Below are 19,074 nucleotides of genomic sequence, written 5' to 3'. Positions count from 1 at the left end.
GCCGGCCGCGCCAGTGACCTGTAGCTTCCTGCTCTTAGGCCGTTTCGAATGCCGGGGCCGCGGCGGCCTGCTGGGGCGACGCGGCCGGCCGCCGCCAGATAAAGCCGTCGAGCACGTAGTGCGTGGCCTGGGGCAGGGCCAGTAGGGGCACCAGCCAGGCCAGCAGCGGCGTCTCGACCACGTGCGGCAGCTGCTGAAACCAGCCGAATACGCCGCCGTGCTCCCGCCAGACCAGCCCGTCCCAGGCGCCTTCTTCCAGGTAGGCCAAGACCAGAATCAGCCCCAGAAACAGCATCCAGCCGTAGCGCCCGGCCCACACGCCGCGGCGCGTGGCGCGCTGGCCGGGCCGCGGCTCGTGCCCGCTGGCCCACACCAGCGCCAGGTACGGAATGCCGTGCGACACCACGTTGAGCAGGGTGAAAGCCAGGTCGCCGTTGCAGAGTACGATGCCGACGTACCACGAGGCGGCCGTGCCGAGTACCAGCAGGTTGCGGGGCAGGTTGACGCGGCGCGTCGTGAGGCCCTGGCGCAGCTCCTTGGCGCCGTAGGCCAGCAGCAGGCCCGCGTACGCAACGGTGGCCACCGCCCGGCCCGCCGGCCAGTCGCGCTGCACAAAGTCGCCGTCGACAAACCAGTTGAAGTTGCGCGGGGCCGAGAGGTGCCAGTAGAGCAGCGGGTAGAGCGTGGCCGCGTAAATCACGGCCGTATCCAGCCAGCGGGAGCGGGCGGCGGGTTCGTGGCGGGCGTAGAGGCGCAAAAAGCCGTACTGCTGCCGCACGAAGTGAAACACCGCCAGGTAGGCCAACACCCGCCAAAACAGCAGGCCGCTGACGTGGTGCAAGGCCACGCCGGCCGCGTAGCAGCCCAGCGGCACCAGCCAGTACAGCCGCCGCTGCCGCAGCCGCCGTACCGGGTCGAGGTAGGTGCGGAAAAGGGTGCTGTACACGTGCGCCACGTCGATGAAGAGCACCAGCACCACCCAGCCGAGCACCGGCATCTGCGGGGAGCTGCGAAAGGCCGGCGGCAGCAGCAGCACCAGCAGCAGCGCCAGGAAGGGCGGGGCCAGCACCAGCAGGCCGTCGTACCAGGCCGAGCGAATCCAGGGCTGTTTCACGCGGGCAGGAGCATGTCGGTGGCGGCGCGGATGCCCTGGTAAAAGGCTTCCTCGAACAGGGAAATGCCGCTTAGGTCGGTGTGGGCGAAGAACAGCTTGTTGCGCAGGGGCCGGCGGGCCGCCTCGCGGCGGCCGCCCCACACGTAGCCCGGGGTGGGGGCCACCATGCCGTGGCCCCACAGCCAGAGGTCGGCGCGCTGCACCCGGGGCGTCACGCCGGGGTGGGCTTGTTCCAGCTCGGCCAGCACCCGCGGCAGCCACTCGGCGTAGCTGGTTTGGTAGGCTTCGCGGCGGGCGGTTGTGGGGTCGGCGTGAGTGAGCGGCCAGTAGTAGGTGATGACGCGCGGGCCGGGCCGCAGCGCCAGGTCCTGGTGGTTGGCGTCGATGTAGCCCACGCCGGCGCCACCGTAGGGCACGTTGTCCCAGCTCAGCGGCTGGCCCGGCCCCTGCGGCAGCCCGTCGACGGTGAGGTTGGCCACCAGCCAGGGCGCGTGGTGGGGCGCGGGGCTCAGCACCGGCGCGTCGGCCACTGCGCCGAGCAGGCGCTGCGTCACCAGCCAGGGCGTGGCCAGCAGCACCTGCCGCGCCTCGACGCGGGTGGTTTGGCGGGTGGCCACGTCGTAGCAGAGCACTTCCACGCCCGCGGCCGTTTCGCGCAGCCCGTAGGCCAGCGTGCCGGCGTGAATGCCCGCCGGGGCCTGCCGGCGCAGCTGCTCCACCAAGAAGCCGTTGCCCTCGGGCCAGGTCAGCACGTCGCTGTGGGCGGCGTTGTGGGCGCGGCCCTTGCGGCAGGCGAAGTAGTGCAGCCCGGCCCAGGCCGAGACCTGCGCGGCCGTGGCGCCGTAGTCGTCGCGGCAGCCGTAGTCGAGAAACCAGCGCAGGTAGGCGGAGGTGAAGCCCTCCCGGTCGAGGTAGGCGGCGAAAGATTCCGCGTCCAGGGCGCGCCAGCGCGGGTCGGCGGAGGAGCGGTCCAGCGGCAGGGCAAAGGCGTCGAGGCCGTCGGCGCCCCGGGCCGTGCGCAGCTCGTCGACCAAGGCAAAAAAGCGGCTGATCTGGGCCTTGTCTTCGGTCGGCACGCCCAACTCGGGCACCAGCCCGCTTTGCCAGTGGCCGTGCAGCAGCAGGCGCTCCTCCGGGTCGTGGCAGAGGTGGTACTCGTTGTAGATGGGCAAGCCGTCGGCGGCGTAGCCGGTGATGACGCCGGCTTCCTGCAAAAAGTCGAGCAGCTCGCGGTTGCGCACGTCGGGCACGGGCAGGTAGTGCGCGCCCCAGGGGTAGGCCGATACCTCGCTGCGGCCGTGGGCCGCGTTGCCGCCCACCGCGTCTTCCAGCTCCACCAGCAGCACGTCGGCCCGGCCGTGGCGCTGCAGCCAGCGCTTGGCCGCCAGCCCCGCCACCCCGCCGCCCACGATGAGCATGTCGGTGCGCTCGGTGCGGCTGGGCGCCGGTAGCCCGCCGGGCCGGCGCAGCAGGTGGCCCACGGCGGCGCTGGCTCCGCGCAGGCTGCCTTGGATGTGGGCGTGCGAGCTGGCCGGGGCGCAGCTTTCCAGCAGGCCCGGGCCGCCGAGCAGCAGGCCGGCCGCGCCCAGGCCGGTGCGCGCCACGAAGGCGCGGCGGCTAAGGGAGAAACCAGCGGGTTCGTCGGGCTGCGTCATGGACCTTTACGAGTTGTGCTACGCTAATTCCGGGGCCGTCAGCCCGCTACTGCGTTGTGTTTGAAAAGACTTTTTGGGCTTATTCGAACGTCCTGCATAATCTGGCGTACGCTTGTCGAAGCAGGACCGTTCTAGGGGCCACAGACACGGCTTAGTGCGTGTAGGGCCCCCAGTCCTCCTCGAAGTAGCGCACCAGGGCCTGGTTGTTGAGCTGGTTGATGTCGGTGGGCACCTCGGCCATGTCGGGCGGAAACACCAGCATCTGCCGGATGGACTGCGCCGTGACGTAGCGCAGGCCGCGGGGCAGCGGGCCCGCGTCGCCGCGCCAGTGGCCGTTGCGGCCGGCCAGCACGTAGCCCCACTCGCCGAAGGAGGGCACGTAAAGGTGATAGGGAATGGTGTGGAAGCCGGCGGCCTGCAGCGTGTGGCTGATGCACCAGAACGACTGCCGCGCCACGTAGGGCGAGGTGCTCTGCACCACCAGCAGCCCGCCGGGGGCCAGCAAATGGTCCAGATCCCGGTAAAACGCCGCGCTGTAAAGCTTGCCGATGCTGTAGTTCGAGGGGTCGGGGAAATCGACCACCAGCAGGTCGTAACGGGTCGTGTCCTGGCGTACCCAGCGGTAGGCGTCGCCGTTGATAACCTGCACTTTGGGGTTGAGCAAGGAGCGTTGATTGAGCCCAAGCAGCTGCTCGTTGTGCTGAAACAGCCGGGTCATGCCCTCGTCCAGGTCCACCAGCCGAATCTGTTGCAGCTGCGGGTACTTCAGCAGCTCGCGCACGGCCAGCCCGTCGCCGCCGCCGAGCACCAGCACCCGCCGGGCGCGGGGCAGGGCCTGCATGGCCGGGTGCACCAGCGCCTCGTGGTAGCGGTACTCGTCGGCCGAGCTGAACTGCAGGTTGCCGTTGAGGAACAGGCGCAGCTCGCGCTGGTTTTTGGTGAGCACGATGCGCTGGTAGACGGTGCTTTTGCTGTAAATGACCTGGTCCTGGAAGGCCAGCGTCTCGGTGTAGACCTGCACCCGCTCGGCAAACACGAAACCCACCCCGAGCACCAGCAGCGCCGCGGCCACCACGGCTGTAAAAGAGCGGCGGTAGGGCCGCGTTTCGCGGAAGCGGAAGAGCAGCAGCCCCGCCACGGCCACGTTCAGCGCCCCGAAAAACAGCGAGGTGCGAATCAGGCCGAGCTGGGGCACCAGCACCAGCGGAAAAATCAGCGAAGCCAGCAAGGCGCCGATGTAGTCGAAGGTGAACACGCGGGAAACCAGCTCCTTAAACTCGAAGCGGTTTTCCAGAATGCGCATCAGCAAGGGTATTTCCAGCCCCACCAGGATGCCCGTCAAGCCCACCAGGGTGTAGAGAATCAGGCGGAAGGAGGTGACGTACTCAAAGAGCACAAACAGCAGCGGGGCCGAAAGGCCGCCCACCAGCCCCACTAGGATTTCCAGCCGGATAAACCACTTCAGCAGGGGCGCGTCGAGGAAGCGCGACAGCCACGAGCCGATGCCCATGGAAAACAGGTAGGCCCCGATGATGGTAGAAAACTGCGTAACCGAGTCGCCGAGCAAGTAGCTGGCCAGGGTGCCCGCAATCAGCTCGTAAATCAGCCCGCAGGTGGCAATGACGAACACCGAGCCCAGCAGCAGGGCCGGCAGGTGGTCGGGCCGGGCGCGGCGCGCGGGCGGGGGCAGCACCGGCGGACTACCCATGAATGGCCGCGCTGATGATCAGGGCCACCGCCAGCATGAACGCCCCCGCCACGATGGCCAGGGCCGTGTTGTGCTCCTCGATGATTTCCTTCCACAAAGTCTTGGGCGTGAGCTTGTCGAAGACGACGAAGCTGAGAATCAGAATCAGAATGCCGAGCACCGAGTACACGATGGAGGCGACGATAAGCTTGGCGTTGAGGTATTCCATGGGGCAAGTGGTGAATTTGCGAAATTGTGAAATTGTGAATCTTAAGAAGGGACAAAACGATCTGGCTAGGATCCGAATCTGCCTTTCACCACTTCACAAATTCACAACTTCACTACTTGTGAAAGTACAGGCTGCGGCCGCCGTGGCCGCCGGCGCGGGTGCCGCCGCTGCCGTTGATGTTTTCGGTGATTTCGTTGTCGTCGCCGAGCAGGCGGCGGCCGTTCAGGCTGGCCCAGGCGTACAGGCCGAAGGCCAGCAGCACGGTCAGCGCGTAGAATTTGTGGTGGCGCAGCAGCTCGCGCATGGGCTCAGGGCGTTAGGAGGTGGGGCCGTAGTCGCTGTTGCTCCAGCGGGTTTGGGCGTGCAGGCGGCGGCGCAGGTACTGCACCACCGGAAACGCCAGAATGACCAGCAGCAACAGCAGCAGATTGGATTCCAGGGTGGGGTGCTCGGTCACGCCCACGCGCAGGCGGATGGACTGCGCGTTTTCGCTTTGCGGGTAGAGGTTGAGGTGGTAGCGCCCGGCCGGAATGTTGGTGAGAGTCGCGTCGGCGTCGGCGCTGCCCTCGCTCCAACTCTCTCCGTCCTCGTAGCCGTGGTAGTACTCGAAGGTCTTGGTGAACTCGTAGCCCTGCCCGGTGCGCTCGTTCACCAGGCTGACCGGCAGCTCCAGCCACTGGTTGTCGACGCCGGCCCAGAGCTGGAAATACAGCGCCGTGGGCCCGTGCACCTCGAACGACGGCGTGACGATGACCGTGCTCTGCCCGGCCGCCGGGATGCTGCCCGGCGCCTGCTGCGTCACGTAGGATTCCTGCAGCAGGCTCTTCGAGGGCTTGGTCCCGGCCAGTACGAGCTGCAGCAGCACCGCCAGCAGGGCCAGCCCGAAGCTGAAGTAGAGCAGCGGCTGCCAGCTGGGCTCGCCCGGCGCGGGCTGCACGGCGCCCACGCCCTCGCGCTCGGGCAGCTGGCCGGCGGGCACCCCGAACGCCTCGGCCACCTGCGCCGGCTCCAGGTGTTCGGCCAGGTACCAGGCCGGCGGCTGGCCGCCGCCCTGCTCGCGCACCAGCATGTAGGGCGGGTCGATAAACTCCTGCACCGTCAGCGCCTCGTCCTGGCGGATGTTCCAGTTGAACTCCCCGGCTGCGTGGTGAATGCGCGGGGAGTACTTGTTGTAGAGCTCGTAGCGGTGGTCATCGGCCTCCACGGCGGCCTCCCGGGTCTTGGGGTTCGACACCCGGTGCAGGCGGCTGTCGGGGCGGATAAACGTCCAGTGGCCCTCGTACACGGCCAGCTGCGCGTAGCGGTCGGGGGCGCTGAAGAGCACGTACTCGCCCCAACGGAAGTCGATGGACTTGGCCTCGGCGCGGGCAGAGTAGCCGAGCACACGGTAGCTCAGCCCGTCGGGCAGGGTGCCGGTGGCGCCCAGCGGCAGCACCTGCCGCACGAAGTCGGGGCCCTTGGTGAAGCGCCCGAGCACGCCGCTGAGTTGCTCGTTGCGCAGCTCGAAGTAGTTGTGGCAATCCGGGCAGGCGCAGTGGGTGCTGTGGGCGAGGTCGTAGCAGGTGAGGCGGTAGTGGCATTTCGGGCACTCCAGCTGCGCCGAGTGGGCGGGTAGCGTAGCGGTTTCGCTCATCGGCGCACTTCGGTTAGGCTTTGTTCCTGGCCCCCGAAAAAGCCCAGCGTAGCCGCGTAAAGCTGGCGCACCGCGGCCGAATTATCGCGCCGGTAGTTGGAGAGAAACACGTCGAAGGTGGCCAGGCCGTACTCGGGCCAGGTGTGGATGCTCAGGTGCGACTCCGTCAGGGCCACTACCGCCGTGAAGCCTCCGTTGTCGAAGCGGTGGTAGGCCTCGCCGACTTTGCACAGCGCCAGGGCCTGAATCTGCGCGTCGAAGAACGCCTGGCAAGCCGCCGCATCGGTCAGCGGCGCGGCGGGGGCGCTGAAGGTGGCCAGCACGTGCAGGCCCGGGGTATAAGTTGCCATCGGATAGAAAACGCCGGCCGCAAACGGGCCGCAAGGGCAGGATTGTCAAAACTACGCAGCCGCGGGCACACGCGCTAGCGGCCCCGGCTGAGGCGGCAGGGCCCGCTTCGGCGGACGCTCCGCGCTTAAAAACTCAGGGCCACGCTGCTCGTCACGTTGGCGTAGCGCGCCGTGGGGGCGCCCGCATCGGTCCGGAACGGCTGCTGGCGGCTGCGCAGCGCCCGGCCCTCCACGCGCACCAGCACGTGGGCCGCGGGAGCGTAATCCAGGTTCAACGAAGCCCCGCCCACGTTGAAGTCCGCGTCGGCGGGGGCGGGAGCGAAGCTACGAATGACCACGCCGCGCTGCGCCCGGTAATACTCGTAGCGGGCACAAGCGGCCCAGTGCTCGGTGAGCTGGTAGCGCAGCAGAGCCGCGCCGGCGTGCCAGGTGTCGGCGCCGCGCCGGCCCGCTCCGCGCTGCTGGGCGCCCACGTCGAACACAGCGGCCAGGCTGAGTTTATCGGTGGCGGCGTAACTGAAGTAGAAGTCGTGGAAGTAGCGCCGGCGGCGGGCGGAGTCCTGGGGCTGCTCGTTGCCGTAGAAGGTGCTGCTGTTGATGAGTAGCTTGGCCGTGGGCTTCCACTGCAGCTGCGTGCCCAGGGCCTTGGCGCGGTTGTTTTCGCGCAGGTTTTGCCAGCCGTTGAGCACCAGCCCCGTCGCAGTCAGCTTGGGCCCGGCTTCGTAGCTGAGGCGCGCCCCGGCCTCGTAGTAGGGCGAGTTTTCGGCCATGACGGAGCGCGTGAGCGTCCAGTTGTCCTTGCTCAGCGCCGACTCAAAGCCGATGTGTGAGCCGAAAATGCCCACGTCGATCCAGGCCCGGGCGAAGGGCCGAAAGCCCGCATAGGCCTCGTAAACCGGGCGCAGGGCGGCGGGTTCGGCAGCGTAGTTGGCCTCTACGTAGGTGCCCGCGTGCAGGCCCACGGCCCCGCGCACCCGCCCGTCGTCGTAGCGCGCCCCGAGCACGGCGTTATTGAGGGCAAACTCGTTGGCCCGGGGGTGCGAGTAAAGAAAGCCCGGCCGCGTCTGGCTACGGCCGGTGAAGTCGTAGCCGTAGTAGCCGTCGGCGAAGCCGTAAAAAGTGAGCGGGTTCGGGTCGGCGGCCACCGAATCGGCGGGCGTTTGGGCAGCCGCCGGGGCGGCCAGAGCGGTCAGGGTCAGCAGAAACAGTGCGTTCATCGAGCTAAAGCCGGACACCGCCGAACGTGGGGTGGCGGGTGCGGTGCCCGGCTAGGGCCTGGCCTGCCAAGTTACGGGCCAACGGTAAAACGGCTTTTTGTTTTACGTCAATCAGCTGATGATTAGGGTGTTGATTTTTGGTGGGTGCACTCTGATTCAGGGCGGCCTACCAAAATGAAAAGGTGGACTTCCCAATACGACGCTCCGGCCCGCCGCGCTGGCGGGCGCCGCCGGCCCTCACAGCACCAGCTTGTAGCCGATGCCGCGCACGTTGACAATCTGCACTTGCGGGTCGTCCCTGAGGTAGCGGCGCAGGCGGGTGATGAACACGTCGAGGCTGCGGCCGTTGAAAAAGTTGTCGTCGCCCCACAGCTCGCGCAGCACGGCGGTGCGCTCCAGCACTTGGTTGCGCTGGTCGTAGAGGCGCTTGAGCAGCTCGGCTTCGCGGTGGGTGAGGGGTACTTCCTGGCCCTGCCGGTGCAGGCGCTGCTTGGGGTGGTCGAACTGGTACTGGCCCAGGCCGAGCACGCCGGTCGGGGCGGGCGCGGCGGCCGGCTGCCCCAGCCGCGCCCGGATGCGCACAATCAGCTCGTCCATGCTGAAGGGCTTCTTCAGGTAGTCGGAGCCGCCGAGCTCGAAGCCGCGCACCACGTCGGCGGGCTGCGAGCGGGCCGTGAGAAAGATGATGGGCACCCGCGCATTCTCGCGCCGGATGATTTCGGCCAGCGAAAACCCATCGAGCCGGGGCATCATCACATCCGCCACCACGATGTCGGGGCACTCCTGGCGAAACAGCTCCAGGCCTTCCTGCCCGTCGGCCGCGTAGCGCACCTGAAAGCCGCGCACCTCCAGGCTGTCTTTCACAATCATGCCCAGCGCGGGCTCGTCTTCGATGAGGAGGATGGAAGGCATGGTAGGGAGGGACTAGGTGATAGTAGAAGCAGGGAGGAGCACTGTTCAAGAACCAAGGTGAACGGCCCGTCATCCTGAGCGCAGCGAAGGACCTTGCTCAAGCCCGGTACCGCCGCCACAGGCCGAGCGCCGACTTTTTTTACCTCGAAAAACGTCCCGGTTTGCTCAGCTGACAGCGTTAGTGGCCGTTGCCGGAAAAGCGTCTGCACTGCGTAGGCTGCGGCGGTGCGGGGTACGAGCAAGGTCCTTCGGCTGCGCCTCAGGATGACGACCTTTTTACCCTGATTCCAAGCTTTCACACCGGCAGCCACAACGAAAATTCGCTGCCGCGGTTCGGCTCGCTGCGCACGGCCAGTCGGCCGCCGTGGCGCTCCACCACTTGGCGCGCGTAGTAAAGGCCCAGGCCGAAGCCCTTGACGGGGTGCAGGTTGCCGGTGGGCACGCGGAAAAACCGGTCGAAGATGGCGTCCTGGTAGCTTTTCGGAATGCCAATGCCGTCGTCCTGCACGGTGAGGCGCCAGCCCGATTCGTCGCGGCGGCCGCGCAGCACAATGGTGACCTGCTCGCGGGAGTACTTAATGGCGTTGTCGATGAGGTTGTTGATGACGTTGCCCAGGTGCAGCACGTCGAGCGGCACCACGTCGGCGGGCTCGATGTCGACCTGGAAATGCACCGGCTTGGGCGCCTTCAGCTGCTGGCGCTGCACCAGCTCCTGCACCAGCGCGGCGGGGTGCACCGGCTCGGGGTGGATCTGCAGGGCCTGCCGCTCCTCCACGGCAATGTTGAGCACCTTCTCCACCAGGTCCGAGAGCCGCTGCAGCTCGTTTTGCGAAATGCTGAGGTAGGTCTGCGCCTTTTGCGGGTCGTGCAGGGCGCCGAAATGCTGCAGGGCCTCCACCGCCGCCGACACCGTGGCCAGCGGCGTTTTCAGCTCGTGGGTCATGTTGTTGATGAAGTCGTTTTTCACGTCGGCGAGCTTTTTCTGGCGCAGAATCGTGTTCAGCATCAGCACGAAGCAGCCGGTGGTCAGGCCCAGCAACAGCACCGAGCCGGCCAGCAGCCCGCCCATCTGCCGCAGCAGGTAGGAGGTGGGCGGCGGAAACGCGGCCTGCACGTAAAGCGCCCGCAGCGGGTTAAACGGCACCGGCGGCGTTTGCACCGGGTAGCCCGGGCGGGCGGGCTTGCCGGGCACCGCGCCCACCGCCAGGGCCCCGGCGGCGGGTACCGTCAGGGTATCCAGCACGGCTTCGGTGGCCACGTTGCGCAGGCGCAGCTCGGCCCGGTAGTCGGCCGTGAGGCGGGGCAGGTCGATGCGGCGCGAGCCGGCCCAGTCGTTGATGATGATGCGCGAGAGGCGGCGGGCCGTGGTATCGGCGGCGCTGCGCCGTGCCGGCCCGCCGGCATGGGTGGTCAGCACCAGCTTGTCGGCGCTCCGCACGCGGGGGCGCAGGGAGTCGGCGGCCGAACGAGTGGCCTGGTGGTCCGTCGTCACCACGATGCGGTCGACGCGGGTGCCCGCGTCGTCGGCGCTGAACTGCCGCACGAAGATTTGGCCCGGACCGGGTGTCCGCCCAAACAGCTGCCGGGCGCTGCGCAGCTGGTAGCGCTGCACCACCGCCAGCAGGGCCTCGCGGGTGGTGCGCTCAAACTGCGTGCGGCTGAGCTGGTAGGTGTTGTAGAGCCAGTAGGCCTGAAAGCCGTTGATGCCCAGGATGCAGGCCGCCATAAGCCAGAAAATGGTGCGGATGCGGCGTTTCATGGGCGGGGGAGGTGAGCAGTACTGCGGCGAAAATACGACGCGGGCCGGGCCGGCGCGCGGCCGTTAACACTCTTTAACACAAGATAACAGTGCTTTACAGGCCGATGCCGGTGCTTTGTGAGCGTCAACCAACCCTCTACAGCCCCACGTCATGAAAGCCCTGCTTACCATTCTCTTCCTCGCCCTGCTGCTCGTCACCGGCCTGAGCGCGTTTCAGCACCTGCACGCCCAGGCGGCCGGCCGCATCAGTTACGAAGCCACCCGCCGCATCGACCCCAGCCAGCTGCGCGTGGTCGTCAACGGCCAGGAGCTGCGCCCCGGCTCCCCCGACTTCCCGGCCGACATTCCCGACGTGCGCACCTTCGCCCAGACGCTGAGCTTCGCTGGCGACTACGCGAAGGAAACCCAGGAGGGCGGCGGCCTGATGATTCGCACCCTCGAGGGGCCTGGCGGCCCGGGTGGCCCCGGTGGCCCCGGCGGCGGGCGCGCCCCCCAAACCACCAACCTCGGCCGGCCCTTCGAGGAAACGACTTACCTGAACCTGAAGGAGCGCAGCGCCGCCACCGTGCTGACCCTCAAGAAAGACGACAAGACCACCGCCTACCGCAGCGACGCGCCCATTGGCAAAGCCGAGGGTTGGCAGCTAACCGAGCAAACCAAGAAAATTGCCGGCTACACCTGCCGCAAGGCCACCGTGTCCTTCCGCAAGGAAACCTACACCGTCTGGATTACCACCGAGCTGCCCTTCACCTACTCGCCCATCCGCGAGCTGACTCCCGACCACGGCGTGGTGCTGGCCGTGGAAGGAGCCAACGAGCAGTTTCGGGCGAGCAAAGTGGACCTGAAAACCGCCGTGGCCGAAGCCGAGGTGCGCCCCAGCGCCCAGGCCCAGCCAGTATCGGCCGAGGAGCTGAAAGACCTGCGCGACAAGGCCCGCGCCGACTTCCGGCAGCGCGCCATGGACAACTTCGGTGCCCCCGGCGGCCGCAACTAAGCCGCCCCGCGCCGGCGACGCGGCCGGCCACCATTCCCGGCAACGGCACGGCGCCCGCCACCGGCTGTCAGGCAAGCGGCGCCAGCCGCCGCGCCTCATCTGCCCGCTGCTCCAATCCATCAGGCTCAACTCCCTGACGCACCCCCTTAAATCGTCAGGCCCCCCTCTCCAGCAAGGAGTGGGGGCGGGGGGAGGTTTTTCATGCGCTTCGTTCTATTCCTTCTGCTTTTCAGCCTGGGTGCGGCTATGGCCCGGGCCCAACAACCCGCCGCTTCAAGCCCGACCGTTCCCGCCGGCCAGATCCGCGGCAGCGTAGCCGACTCGGCCAGCGGCAAGGCGCTGCGCGAGGCCTCGGTGTCCTTGCTGGCGGCCCGCGACTCGGCTTACCTGAGCTTCACCATCACCGACGGCGACGGGCGCTTCGTGCTGCGCGGCGTGGCCCCGGGCCGCTACGTGCTGCTGCTGACGTTCCTGGGTTACCGCAGCCGCTTGGTGCCGCTGCAGCTCACGGCCGCTGCGCCCGCGGCCGAGCTGGGCACCGTGCGCTTGCGGGCCACCAGCCAGACGCTGGGCGAGGTGGTGGTGGCGCAGGAGCGCGCCCCGGTGTCGGTGCAGGGCGACACGGTGGCCTTCAACGCCCGCGCCTTCAAAACCCAGCCCAACGCCGCCGTGGAGCAGCTGCTCAAGAAGCTGCCCGGCGTGCAGGTCGACCGCGACGGCACCATCCGGGCGCAGGGCCAGCCGGTGCAGCGCGTGCTCGTCGACGGCAAGCCCTTCTTCGGCGACGACCCCAAAGTGGCCACCCGCAACCTGCCGGCCAACATCATCGACCAGGTGCAGCTGTTCAACCAGCAAAGCGACCAGGCCCAGTTCAGCGGCATCGACGACGGGCAGCAGCAAAAAACCATCAACCTGGTGACCAAGCGCGACAAGCGCAAGGGCTGGTTTGGCACCGAGGGCCTGGGCGTGGGCACCGACGGCCGCTACCGCGCCCAGCTGGGCCTGAACCGCTTCAACAATGGCCGGCAGATTTCCGCGCTTGGGCAGGCCAACAACGTCAACCAGCTCGGCTTCTCGGACAACGGCCTGCCCGCGGCCGGCGACCTGAGCAGCGGCCCCGGTGCCAACGCCGGCGCGAGCAGCCTGCCCGGCGGCTTCGGCGGCGTGGGCGGGCCCGGCAGCGGGCCGATGCTGGTGCAGGGCGGCGGGCGTGGCAGCAGCGCGAGCGGCAGTAACAACCAGCCCACTAGCATCACCGAAAGCCTGACGGGCGGCCTGAACTACCGCGACGCCTGGGGCAAGCGCGCCGAGGTGGCTACCAGCTACTTGGCCGCGCGCAGCACCGTGCGCACTGAGCAGCTGAGCCGCCGCGAAACCGCCACCGGCCGCCGCGCCGGCGACGCCGCCGGGCCGGCGCTGGTAACGGACCAATCGACCTCGGCCCGCAGCCGCACCCTGAGCCAGCGCCTCAACTTCCGCCTCGACTACAAGCTCGACTCGCTCACCTCGCTGCGCTTCACGCCGGCGCTGTGGTGGCAGAAGAGTGAGCAGGGGCGCAACGTCAGCCAGCAAACGGACCTGGGCGCGCAGCCGCTCAACCAAAGCCAAAGCCGCTACGAGGCCACGGCCGCCAGCGCCTGGGGCAACGGCAACCTGCTGCTGATGCGCAAGTTTGCCAAGGCCGGCCGCACGCTGTCGGCCAACCTGAGCGCGGTGCTCAACAACCAGGACGGCACCGCCTTCAACCAAGCCGACAACACCTTCTTCGCCCCCGACGGCGCGACCCGCCGCACCCGCCTCGACCAGCGCATAGCCCAGGACTACCCCGCCCGCACCCAGGCGCTGAACCTGGCCTACGTGGAGCCGCTGAGCCTGCAGCAAAAGCTGGAGCTGCACTACAACGTGGCGGATTCGCGCAGCCGGGCCCGCCGCACCGCGGCCGACTACGACGCCACCACCGGCGCCTACGACCAGCCGAGCCCGGGGCTGAGCAACCGCTTCAGCAGCCAGTTTCTGACGCACCGCGCCGGCCTGACTTGGCAGACGCGCCGCCTGCGCTACGGCTACGCCCTGGGCCTCGATGGGCAGCAGGCCAGCCTCGGGGTGCATAACCAAACCCGCGACACCGCCTTCACGCGGCGCTACCCGGCCCTGCTGCCCAACGCTATGGTTACCTGGAACGGCTCCCGCGGCCGCACCCTGCGCCTGAACTACCGCACCCGCCTGCAAGCGCCCTCGGCCACCCAGCTGCAGCCCGTCACCGACAACACCAACCCTTTGTTCGTGCGCCGCGGCAACCCGCTTTTGCGGCCCGAGTACCTGCACACGCTCACGGCCACCTACCAGCAGTTCAACGCCGTCAACAACCGCAGCCTTTTTGGCCTGCTCAGCGCCACGCAAGTGCAGGACCGCATCGTGTCCGCCACCTCCTTCGACGCGCAAGGCGTGCAAACCACCCGGCCCGTCAACGCCGACGGCTACCGCACGCTGAACGGGTTTTTGTCCCTGGGCCAGCGCCTGGGCTGGCACAAGCTGAACGTGAACCTGAGCACCAACGGCAGCTTCACCCGGGGCCGCAGCCTGGTGAACGAGCAGTGGAACCAAGCCCGCAACTGGAGCCTGGGCCAGGGGCTGAGCGTGAATACCGCTTTCAACGACCGGCTCGAATTCGGCCTCGACCTGAACGTGACCTACCTCGACGCGCGCTACTCCCTGCTGCCCCAGCAAAACACCGCCTACTGGACGCAGACGCTGGAAGCCGATGCGTTTTACCAGCTGCCCGGCCGTTGGACGATTAGCTCCGACCTGTGGTTGACGCGCTACGCCGGCCGCTCGGCGGGCTTTAACCAGGGCGTGGCGCTCTGGAACGTAGCCCTGGCCCGGCAGCTGTTTAAGAACAAGCAAGGCGAGCTGAAACTGCAGGCCTACGACCTGCTCAAGCAAAACCGCAGCGTGGTGCGCAACGTCACCGATACTTATTTGGAAGACGTGCGCAGCCGCGTGCTCACCCGCTACCTGATGCTCAGCTTCGGCTACAACGTGCGCAGTTTCGGCAAGTAAGCCGCGCAGGCGCCCTCCGGAACGCCAGACCGCCCCGTCCCGATTGCTACGTCGGGGCGGGGCGGTCTGGCGTTCGGAGACGGGCACGCGGGTACTAAATCCAGTGCCGGGTGGCGGGGTAGCGGCGCGGCGGAGCCGGCGGGGGCGGCGTCGGGCGGCCCAGGGCCAGGTGCTGCAGCAGCACGGCCACGTTGGAGGCGTGGGCCAGGGCTTCGGCGGCCTGGGTGCGGGACAGGTGGGCGTAGAGGGTGGCGCCGAGCAGCAGCTGCCACCGCTCGTACACGGCCAGCAGGTGCGCGGGCGCCTGCGGCCGCGGAAACGGCCGGCCCAGGTAGCAGCTGCCGCTCAGCACGTCGTGCCAGAACTGGTACTCCTGCGCCGTCAGTGGGTGGTGGGTGGTGGGAAAGAGCGGGGCCAGCAGCGCATCGGTGCTGAGCTGGCGGTGGAAGGCGCGCACGAAGGCCGGCAGGTGCACGGCGACTTCGGCGTGGGGTGCCCGGGGGCAGAAACGGAAAGGGACATACCTGAATCAGGAACGGGGTTCCGGCAAACGGCGGCAGGCGAGAACGGCGCCCGAAACGGCGAGGGGCACCGGCGGCCGCAGTCCAAGCAACGGCGGCAGAAGCAGAGCCCAACGCCCGCTCCAACGGCGCTGGCCGGTGGCGGGTTGCTGGGTAGAGCGGCGTCCACACGAGTGGTAAGCGCCGGTGCCTGGCTTCAGGTGGGATAAGCCATTCAGCCTTAAGATACAGCTTAGCGCGGGGCCAAGTCAAATATTTCTCCGTCGGCCAGTTCGTAGCGGATCAGGCCGGCGGCTTTGTCCCAGTAAAAGGCCCGCACGCGGCTGTTGCCGTAGGCGGTGGCGTTCTGGCCCTGCCGAAACACGTAGGCCGCCGGGTAGCTCTGGCCGCTGCTCAGCGTGCAAGCCTGCTGCCGCAGGGTGGCCGTGGGCTTGCCGAGCAGCGCGTCGGTGGTGCCGTCGAGGCCGGCGGCGCTAAACGTGAGCAGGCCGGCGCGTTCGGGGTTGGTCTTGCGGATGTTGAGCACGAAGTCGCGGAACTGCGCGCTGTAGCTGACGGCGGGGCGCAGCACCAACTGGCTGAAAATGGGCTGGTAGGGCCCCGATTCCAGCTTGTTGCAGTTGGTGTTTTCGTACCACTCCTGGCGCGGCAGCACCGTGAAGGTGGCGCTGCCGCCGCGGTTGCTGCGGAAGGTGAGGGTAGCGCCCGGCCGGTAATCGGCAAACCACGCCCGCTCCTCGGGCGTGAGGTGAACCTCTTGACAGTCGCCGCAGCCGACGAGCAGCAGCGGCAGAAACGACAGCAGCCTGTGCATAAGCAGCCCGCGGGCCGGGGGTGGTGCACGCCGGCCCGCTTACCCGGCTATACGCAGCGCGGGCCGCCGGGTCGCGCCGCCGGTGGTTCCGGCGTGGGCAGCGCGGCCGGCACCTCAGGCGCCGGCCGCGCGCAGCAGCCGCTCAACCTGGGCGCGCAGCTCTTCCAGCGAGCCGTCGTTGCGCAGCACCGCGTCGTAGGGCGCGTAGTGGTCGAGGGCGGTTTCCGAGGGGTGGTTGTCGTCGCGGGTGCCGTCGCCGCGCTGCCGCAGCGGGTCGCCCTCCACGCGCCAGATCAGCGCGCCGCGGGCCCGCAGCGTGTCTGCCTCGTCGGGAAAGCGCAGGTCGGCCACGATGACGGGGCGGTCGGTGGGCAGGCCGGCCAGCAGGGCCTCAATCCACACCGGGCCGCGCCAGGCGCGCAGGGCCGCGCCCACTTGCTGCAGCAGCTCGCCGCGCGTCAGGCCGTAGGTCGGCACCAGCTCGGCCTTGCCCGGCTGGGTGTAGTACGGCGCCGTCGACTCGCCCGAGAGCACCGCGCACACGCCCTTGATGGCGTCGCCGAAGGAGCGAATCTGCCAGTGGCGCGCGGGCTGGAGTTCTTGTACGAGACGGGCGACGGTGTCTTTGCCGCTGCCGCGGCGGCCGGCCAGGCCGATGAGCTGAATCATGGAGAAAAAAATTAATGGCGCGGTAGCCGGCCCGAAGCGGACGCCGCCGGCCCCGCCGCGGCCCAAGCGCCGCGGCGGAGTCGAAAACTGTCCTTACTTCGCCGTATTACCCCGCAAATAACGGCATCCCGCCGTTGCCTGTTCGCTTGTTCCATGCTAGTCGCGCTTCTGTTGAACGAAACCTCGCCCGTCGAATTTGGGCTGTGGCTGCTGGGCCTCCTGGCGTTCTGGCTGTACGCGGGGCTGTGGTGGTGGCTGCTCCAGCGCAAGTCCCGGGCGCAGCGGATGCTGGGGTGCCTGCTGGCCGGGGTTCTGGCGTTGCTTGGCCTGTTTTGCTACGAGGACCTGACCTGGTGGAGCGCGGCGCTGGTGGTTGCGCCACTGTGCCTGGGGCTCGGCAGTGGGCGCTTCCGGCCCATCGAATTCCCGAACAAACAGCCTCCCTTGCCGCCCGCGGCGCCCGAACGGTAAGCGCCGCGGGGAGCATTCCAGAAGCCGAATCTCGCTACGGCCCGGCGTCGGCGCGCGCCAAGGCCACGTCGCCCGCCCGGGCGACGCCGCGCCGCTCAACAACCCGGCCGCTCCCGCCGTAGTACATTGCGCTACGCTATGTCCGACACCACCCCGCCCGCTCCCTGGCGCCGCCCCGATCTGCTGCGCCTTTCCTACGACGACTACCGCGCCCTGCCCGCCATTGCCAACTCGGACCTCTCGCGGCTGCGCGACGCGCTCAACGGCCGCCCGCGGCGCGAATCCAGCGGCTCGTCGGCCCTGAGCTTCGGCACCGCGTTCCACACCGCCCTGCTCGAGCCTGATCAATACGTGCCCGCTTACCCGGCCGTCAACGACACGCTGGTGTGGTGGCTGGTGGAGGGCGTGCGCCTGCGCGACGATTTGCGCGAGTTGCTCGACAACGGCGTGGCCGAACCCAGCTGCATTTTCACCGAGCCCATCACCGGCACCATGTGCAAGCTGCGCGCCGACTTGGTGGTCGACGTGCCCGGGCAGCCCTACACCGTCATCGACTTTAAAACGACCCTGGCCCGCGACTACCACCACTTCGTGGCCCAGTGCACGGGCTACGACTACGACCGGCAGGCCGCCTTCTACCTCGACGCGCTGCGCGCCGACCGGTTTATCCTCGTGGGCGTGCAAAAGCAGCCGCCCCATCACCTCTTCGTGTTCGAAGTGCCCCCGCACATGCTCGAAGAAGGCCGCGCCAAGTACCTGCGCCTGCTGCGCCTGCTCGACCCGGCGAAGCTGCCCGACTACCTCGACCCCGCCGTGCGCGACGTGGTGGTGGAGCTGGGCCACACCCCGCCCGAGCAGGAGGATGACCCCGCGCCCGCGCCGGCCGAATAAAGCCCGGCAATTCCGGGTTTTCTGGCTTATTTGCCGCCGGCTCTCCCCATTCATCCTCTCACTAGTTCACCGCTATGCTGAAGCGAGATTTTCTGAAAAACAGCTTGCTGGCCGTGGTCGGCGCCGTCATCAGCCCGGCCGTGCTGGCCGCCGCTCACGAGGAAAAGCTGCTGCGCGAAGCCCGCGCCCTGCCCATGGCCGACGGCCCCTTCACGCTGCCGCCGCTGCCCTACGCCTTCAATGCCCTGGAGCCGCACATTGACGCGCGGACGATGGAAATCCACCACGACGCGCACCACAAAACCTACGTTTCGAAGCTGAACGAAGCCGTGGCGGGCAAGCCGGAGGAGAAAATGAGCCTGGCCCAGCTGCTGGCCTCGGCCAGCAAGCAGCCCGACGCCATCCGCAACAACGCCGGCGGCCACTGGAACCACTCCTTCTTCTGGCAGCTGCTGGCCCAGAAGGGCGGCGGGCAGCCCACCGGTACGCTGGCCGCGGCCATTACCAAAGACTTCGGCTCCTTCGACAAGTTCAAGGAGGAATTCACCAAAGCCGCCACCGGCCGCTTCGGCTCGGGCTGGGCCTGGCTGATTCACGACGCCAAAGCCGGCAAGCTGGCCATTACCAGCACCCCCAACCAGGACAACCCGCTGATGGACGTGGCCGGCATTCAGCGCGGCACCCCGCTCATCGGCCTCGACGTGTGGGAGCACGCCTACTACCTCAAGTACCAGAACAAGCGCCCCGACTACGTGGCCGCCTTCTGGAACGTGGTGAACTGGTCGGAAGCCGGCAAGCGTTACGACGCGGCTCTGAAAGGCTAAGCCGGTGTTGCCGCCAAACGCAACGAGCCGCTTCCTGCGCAGGAAGCGGCTCGTTGCGTTTGGTGGGCTGGGTTCAGCGCACGGCGCGGGCCGAGTCCAGGGCCTGGCTCATCTGCCGGTCGAGGGCGCGCAGCTCCGCGGCTTCGGCGGCCCAGAAGTCCTCGTACTGGTGCGCGGTCAGCTGCGCGAGGTCGGGCTCCGGCTACTGGTGCATCCACGTCATCATGGCCGCATCGGCCCCGGGCAACCCGGCTACGAGGCGGCGCCGCCGCAC

The 19,074-nt window shown here is 68.2% G+C and carries 18 protein-coding genes; 5 read left to right on the top strand and 13 right to left on the bottom strand.

The genetic code is table 11. The features are described 5' to 3' along the window. Nucleotides 1-34: 34 nt before the first annotated feature. From LJ737_RS25010 to LJ737_RS24965, 10 genes are all read right to left on the bottom strand, one after another. Complete coding sequence (locus LJ737_RS25010) at nt 35-1,114, bottom strand: hypothetical protein (RefSeq protein WP_227769506.1); 1,080 nt, start codon at nt 1,112-1,114, stop codon at nt 35-37. Further along, nucleotides 1,111-2,769 (bottom strand): NAD(P)-binding protein, encoded by a 1,659-nt coding sequence (locus LJ737_RS25005; protein WP_227769505.1) that lies wholly within the window; start codon nt 2,767-2,769, stop codon nt 1,111-1,113. Before LJ737_RS25005 ends, LJ737_RS25010 begins: the two co-directional genes overlap by 4 nt. 151 nt (nt 2,770-2,920) lie before the next feature. After that, nucleotides 2,921-4,477 carry a polyamine aminopropyltransferase gene (locus LJ737_RS25000; protein WP_227769504.1) on the bottom strand — a complete coding sequence of 519 codons (1,557 nt, stop codon included), beginning with the start codon at nt 4,475-4,477 and terminating at the stop codon, nt 2,921-2,923. Then, the gene (locus tag LJ737_RS24995; protein WP_227769503.1) at nt 4,470-4,685 is read right to left on the bottom strand and encodes a DUF350 domain-containing protein; all 216 of its coding nucleotides are present in this window, start codon (nt 4,683-4,685) and stop codon (nt 4,470-4,472) included. Before LJ737_RS24995 ends, LJ737_RS25000 begins: the two co-directional genes overlap by 8 nt. Before the next feature lie 112 nt (nt 4,686-4,797). Then, nucleotides 4,798-4,989: a hypothetical protein gene (locus tag LJ737_RS24990; protein ID WP_227769502.1), complete on the bottom strand. Its 192-nt coding sequence runs from the start codon at nt 4,987-4,989 to the stop codon at nt 4,798-4,800. 12 nt (nt 4,990-5,001) lie between these two features. Then, nucleotides 5,002-6,318, bottom strand: coding sequence for a DUF4178 domain-containing protein (locus LJ737_RS24985; protein WP_227769501.1), 1,317 nt, complete (start codon nt 6,316-6,318; stop codon nt 5,002-5,004). Beyond that, on the bottom strand, nt 6,315-6,668 hold the full coding sequence (locus LJ737_RS24980; RefSeq protein WP_227769500.1) for an S-adenosylmethionine decarboxylase family protein: 354 nt from the start codon (nt 6,666-6,668) through the stop codon (nt 6,315-6,317). Before LJ737_RS24980 ends, LJ737_RS24985 begins: the two co-directional genes overlap by 4 nt. A 125-nt stretch (nt 6,669-6,793) precedes the next feature. Then, nucleotides 6,794-7,885, bottom strand: coding sequence for a porin (locus tag LJ737_RS24975; protein ID WP_227769499.1), 1,092 nt, complete (start codon nt 7,883-7,885; stop codon nt 6,794-6,796). A gap of 237 nt (nt 7,886-8,122) precedes the next feature. Further along, on the bottom strand, nt 8,123-8,797 hold the full coding sequence (locus LJ737_RS24970) for a response regulator transcription factor (protein ID WP_227769498.1): 675 nt from the start codon (nt 8,795-8,797) through the stop codon (nt 8,123-8,125). Between the two features lie 295 nt (nt 8,798-9,092). After that, nucleotides 9,093-10,556, bottom strand: a complete 1,464-nt coding sequence (locus LJ737_RS24965; RefSeq protein ID WP_227769497.1) for a sensor histidine kinase — start codon at nt 10,554-10,556, stop codon at nt 9,093-9,095. Between the two features lie 151 nt (nt 10,557-10,707). Here LJ737_RS24965 and LJ737_RS24960 point away from each other — a divergent pair, with 151 nt between their 5' ends. Both LJ737_RS24960 and LJ737_RS24955 read left to right on the top strand, forming a co-directional pair. Then, complete coding sequence (locus LJ737_RS24960; RefSeq protein WP_227769496.1) at nt 10,708-11,550, top strand: GLPGLI family protein; 843 nt, start codon at nt 10,708-10,710, stop codon at nt 11,548-11,550. Between the two features lie 201 nt (nt 11,551-11,751). After that, nucleotides 11,752-14,610: an outer membrane beta-barrel family protein gene (locus tag LJ737_RS24955; RefSeq protein WP_227769495.1), complete on the top strand. Its 2,859-nt coding sequence runs from the start codon at nt 11,752-11,754 to the stop codon at nt 14,608-14,610. Between the two features lie 94 nt (nt 14,611-14,704). Here the strand turns inward: LJ737_RS24955 and LJ737_RS24950 are convergent, their stop codons facing one another. The 3 genes from LJ737_RS24950 to LJ737_RS24940 form a co-directional block, all read right to left on the bottom strand. Beyond that, nucleotides 14,705-15,085 carry a globin family protein gene (locus LJ737_RS24950; RefSeq protein ID WP_227769494.1) on the bottom strand — a complete coding sequence of 127 codons (381 nt, stop codon included), beginning with the start codon at nt 15,083-15,085 and terminating at the stop codon, nt 14,705-14,707. Nucleotides 15,086-15,363: 278 nt separating this feature from the next. After that, nucleotides 15,364-15,945 (bottom strand): hypothetical protein, encoded by a 582-nt coding sequence (locus tag LJ737_RS24945; protein WP_227769493.1) that lies wholly within the window; start codon nt 15,943-15,945, stop codon nt 15,364-15,366. 114 nt (nt 15,946-16,059) lie between these two features. Next, entirely contained in the window at nt 16,060-16,614 is a 555-nt protein-coding gene (locus tag LJ737_RS24940; protein ID WP_227769492.1) for a deoxynucleotide monophosphate kinase family protein, read from the bottom strand. Between the two features lie 153 nt (nt 16,615-16,767). On the opposite strand from LJ737_RS24940, the gene LJ737_RS24935 reads away from it, so the two are divergent. The 3 genes from LJ737_RS24935 (at nt 16,768) to LJ737_RS24925 (ending at nt 18,800) form a co-directional block, all read left to right on the top strand. Next, nucleotides 16,768-17,085 carry a hypothetical protein gene (locus tag LJ737_RS24935; RefSeq protein ID WP_227769491.1) on the top strand — a complete coding sequence of 106 codons (318 nt, stop codon included), beginning with the start codon at nt 16,768-16,770 and terminating at the stop codon, nt 17,083-17,085. Nucleotides 17,086-17,223: 138 nt separating this feature from the next. Then, on the top strand, nt 17,224-17,976 hold the full coding sequence (locus tag LJ737_RS24930) for a PD-(D/E)XK nuclease-like domain-containing protein (RefSeq protein ID WP_227769490.1): 753 nt from the start codon (nt 17,224-17,226) through the stop codon (nt 17,974-17,976). Nucleotides 17,977-18,170: 194 nt separating this feature from the next. Next, nucleotides 18,171-18,800 (top strand): superoxide dismutase, encoded by a 630-nt coding sequence (locus tag LJ737_RS24925; protein WP_227769541.1) that lies wholly within the window; start codon nt 18,171-18,173, stop codon nt 18,798-18,800. The last annotated feature ends 274 nt before the right edge of the window (nt 18,801-19,074 follow it).

The organism is Hymenobacter sp. 15J16-1T3B, assembly GCF_020711235.1.
In the GTDB taxonomy this organism is placed as follows: Bacteria; Bacteroidota; Bacteroidia; order Cytophagales; family Hymenobacteraceae; genus Solirubrum.
The sequence above is the reverse complement of the archived record's forward strand: the minus strand, read 5'-3'. Positions and strand labels throughout refer to the sequence as shown.

What these genes read in the sequence shown, in the direction of transcription:
- LJ737_RS24990 (WP_227769502.1), bottom strand. Translation starts at nt 4,989, where the DNA reads ATGCGCGAGCTGCTGCGCCACCACAAATTCTACGCGCTGACCGTGCTG.
- LJ737_RS24955 (WP_227769495.1), top strand. Translation starts at nt 11,752, where the DNA reads ATGCGCTTCGTTCTATTCCTTCTGCTTTTCAGCCTGGGTGCGGCTATG.
- LJ737_RS24975 (WP_227769499.1), bottom strand. Translation starts at nt 7,885, where the DNA reads ATGAACGCACTGTTTCTGCTGACCCTGACCGCTCTGGCCGCCCCGGCG.
- LJ737_RS25005 (WP_227769505.1), bottom strand. Translation starts at nt 2,769, where the DNA reads ATGACGCAGCCCGACGAACCCGCTGGTTTCTCCCTTAGCCGCCGCGCC.
- LJ737_RS24970 (WP_227769498.1), bottom strand. Translation starts at nt 8,797, where the DNA reads ATGCCTTCCATCCTCCTCATCGAAGACGAGCCCGCGCTGGGCATGATT.
- LJ737_RS25000 (WP_227769504.1), bottom strand. Translation starts at nt 4,477, where the DNA reads ATGGGTAGTCCGCCGGTGCTGCCCCCGCCCGCGCGCCGCGCCCGGCCC.
- LJ737_RS24960 (WP_227769496.1), top strand. Translation starts at nt 10,708, where the DNA reads ATGAAAGCCCTGCTTACCATTCTCTTCCTCGCCCTGCTGCTCGTCACC.
- LJ737_RS24995 (WP_227769503.1), bottom strand. Translation starts at nt 4,685, where the DNA reads ATGGAATACCTCAACGCCAAGCTTATCGTCGCCTCCATCGTGTACTCG.
- LJ737_RS24965 (WP_227769497.1), bottom strand. Translation starts at nt 10,556, where the DNA reads ATGAAACGCCGCATCCGCACCATTTTCTGGCTTATGGCGGCCTGCATC.
- LJ737_RS24985 (WP_227769501.1), bottom strand. Translation starts at nt 6,318, where the DNA reads ATGAGCGAAACCGCTACGCTACCCGCCCACTCGGCGCAGCTGGAGTGC.
- LJ737_RS24925 (WP_227769541.1), top strand. Translation starts at nt 18,171, where the DNA reads ATGGCCGACGGCCCCTTCACGCTGCCGCCGCTGCCCTACGCCTTCAAT.
- LJ737_RS24935 (WP_227769491.1), top strand. Translation starts at nt 16,768, where the DNA reads ATGCTAGTCGCGCTTCTGTTGAACGAAACCTCGCCCGTCGAATTTGGG.
- LJ737_RS24930 (WP_227769490.1), top strand. Translation starts at nt 17,224, where the DNA reads ATGTCCGACACCACCCCGCCCGCTCCCTGGCGCCGCCCCGATCTGCTG.
- LJ737_RS24945 (WP_227769493.1), bottom strand. Translation starts at nt 15,945, where the DNA reads ATGCACAGGCTGCTGTCGTTTCTGCCGCTGCTGCTCGTCGGCTGCGGC.
- LJ737_RS24940 (WP_227769492.1), bottom strand. Translation starts at nt 16,614, where the DNA reads ATGATTCAGCTCATCGGCCTGGCCGGCCGCCGCGGCAGCGGCAAAGAC.
- LJ737_RS24980 (WP_227769500.1), bottom strand. Translation starts at nt 6,668, where the DNA reads ATGGCAACTTATACCCCGGGCCTGCACGTGCTGGCCACCTTCAGCGCC.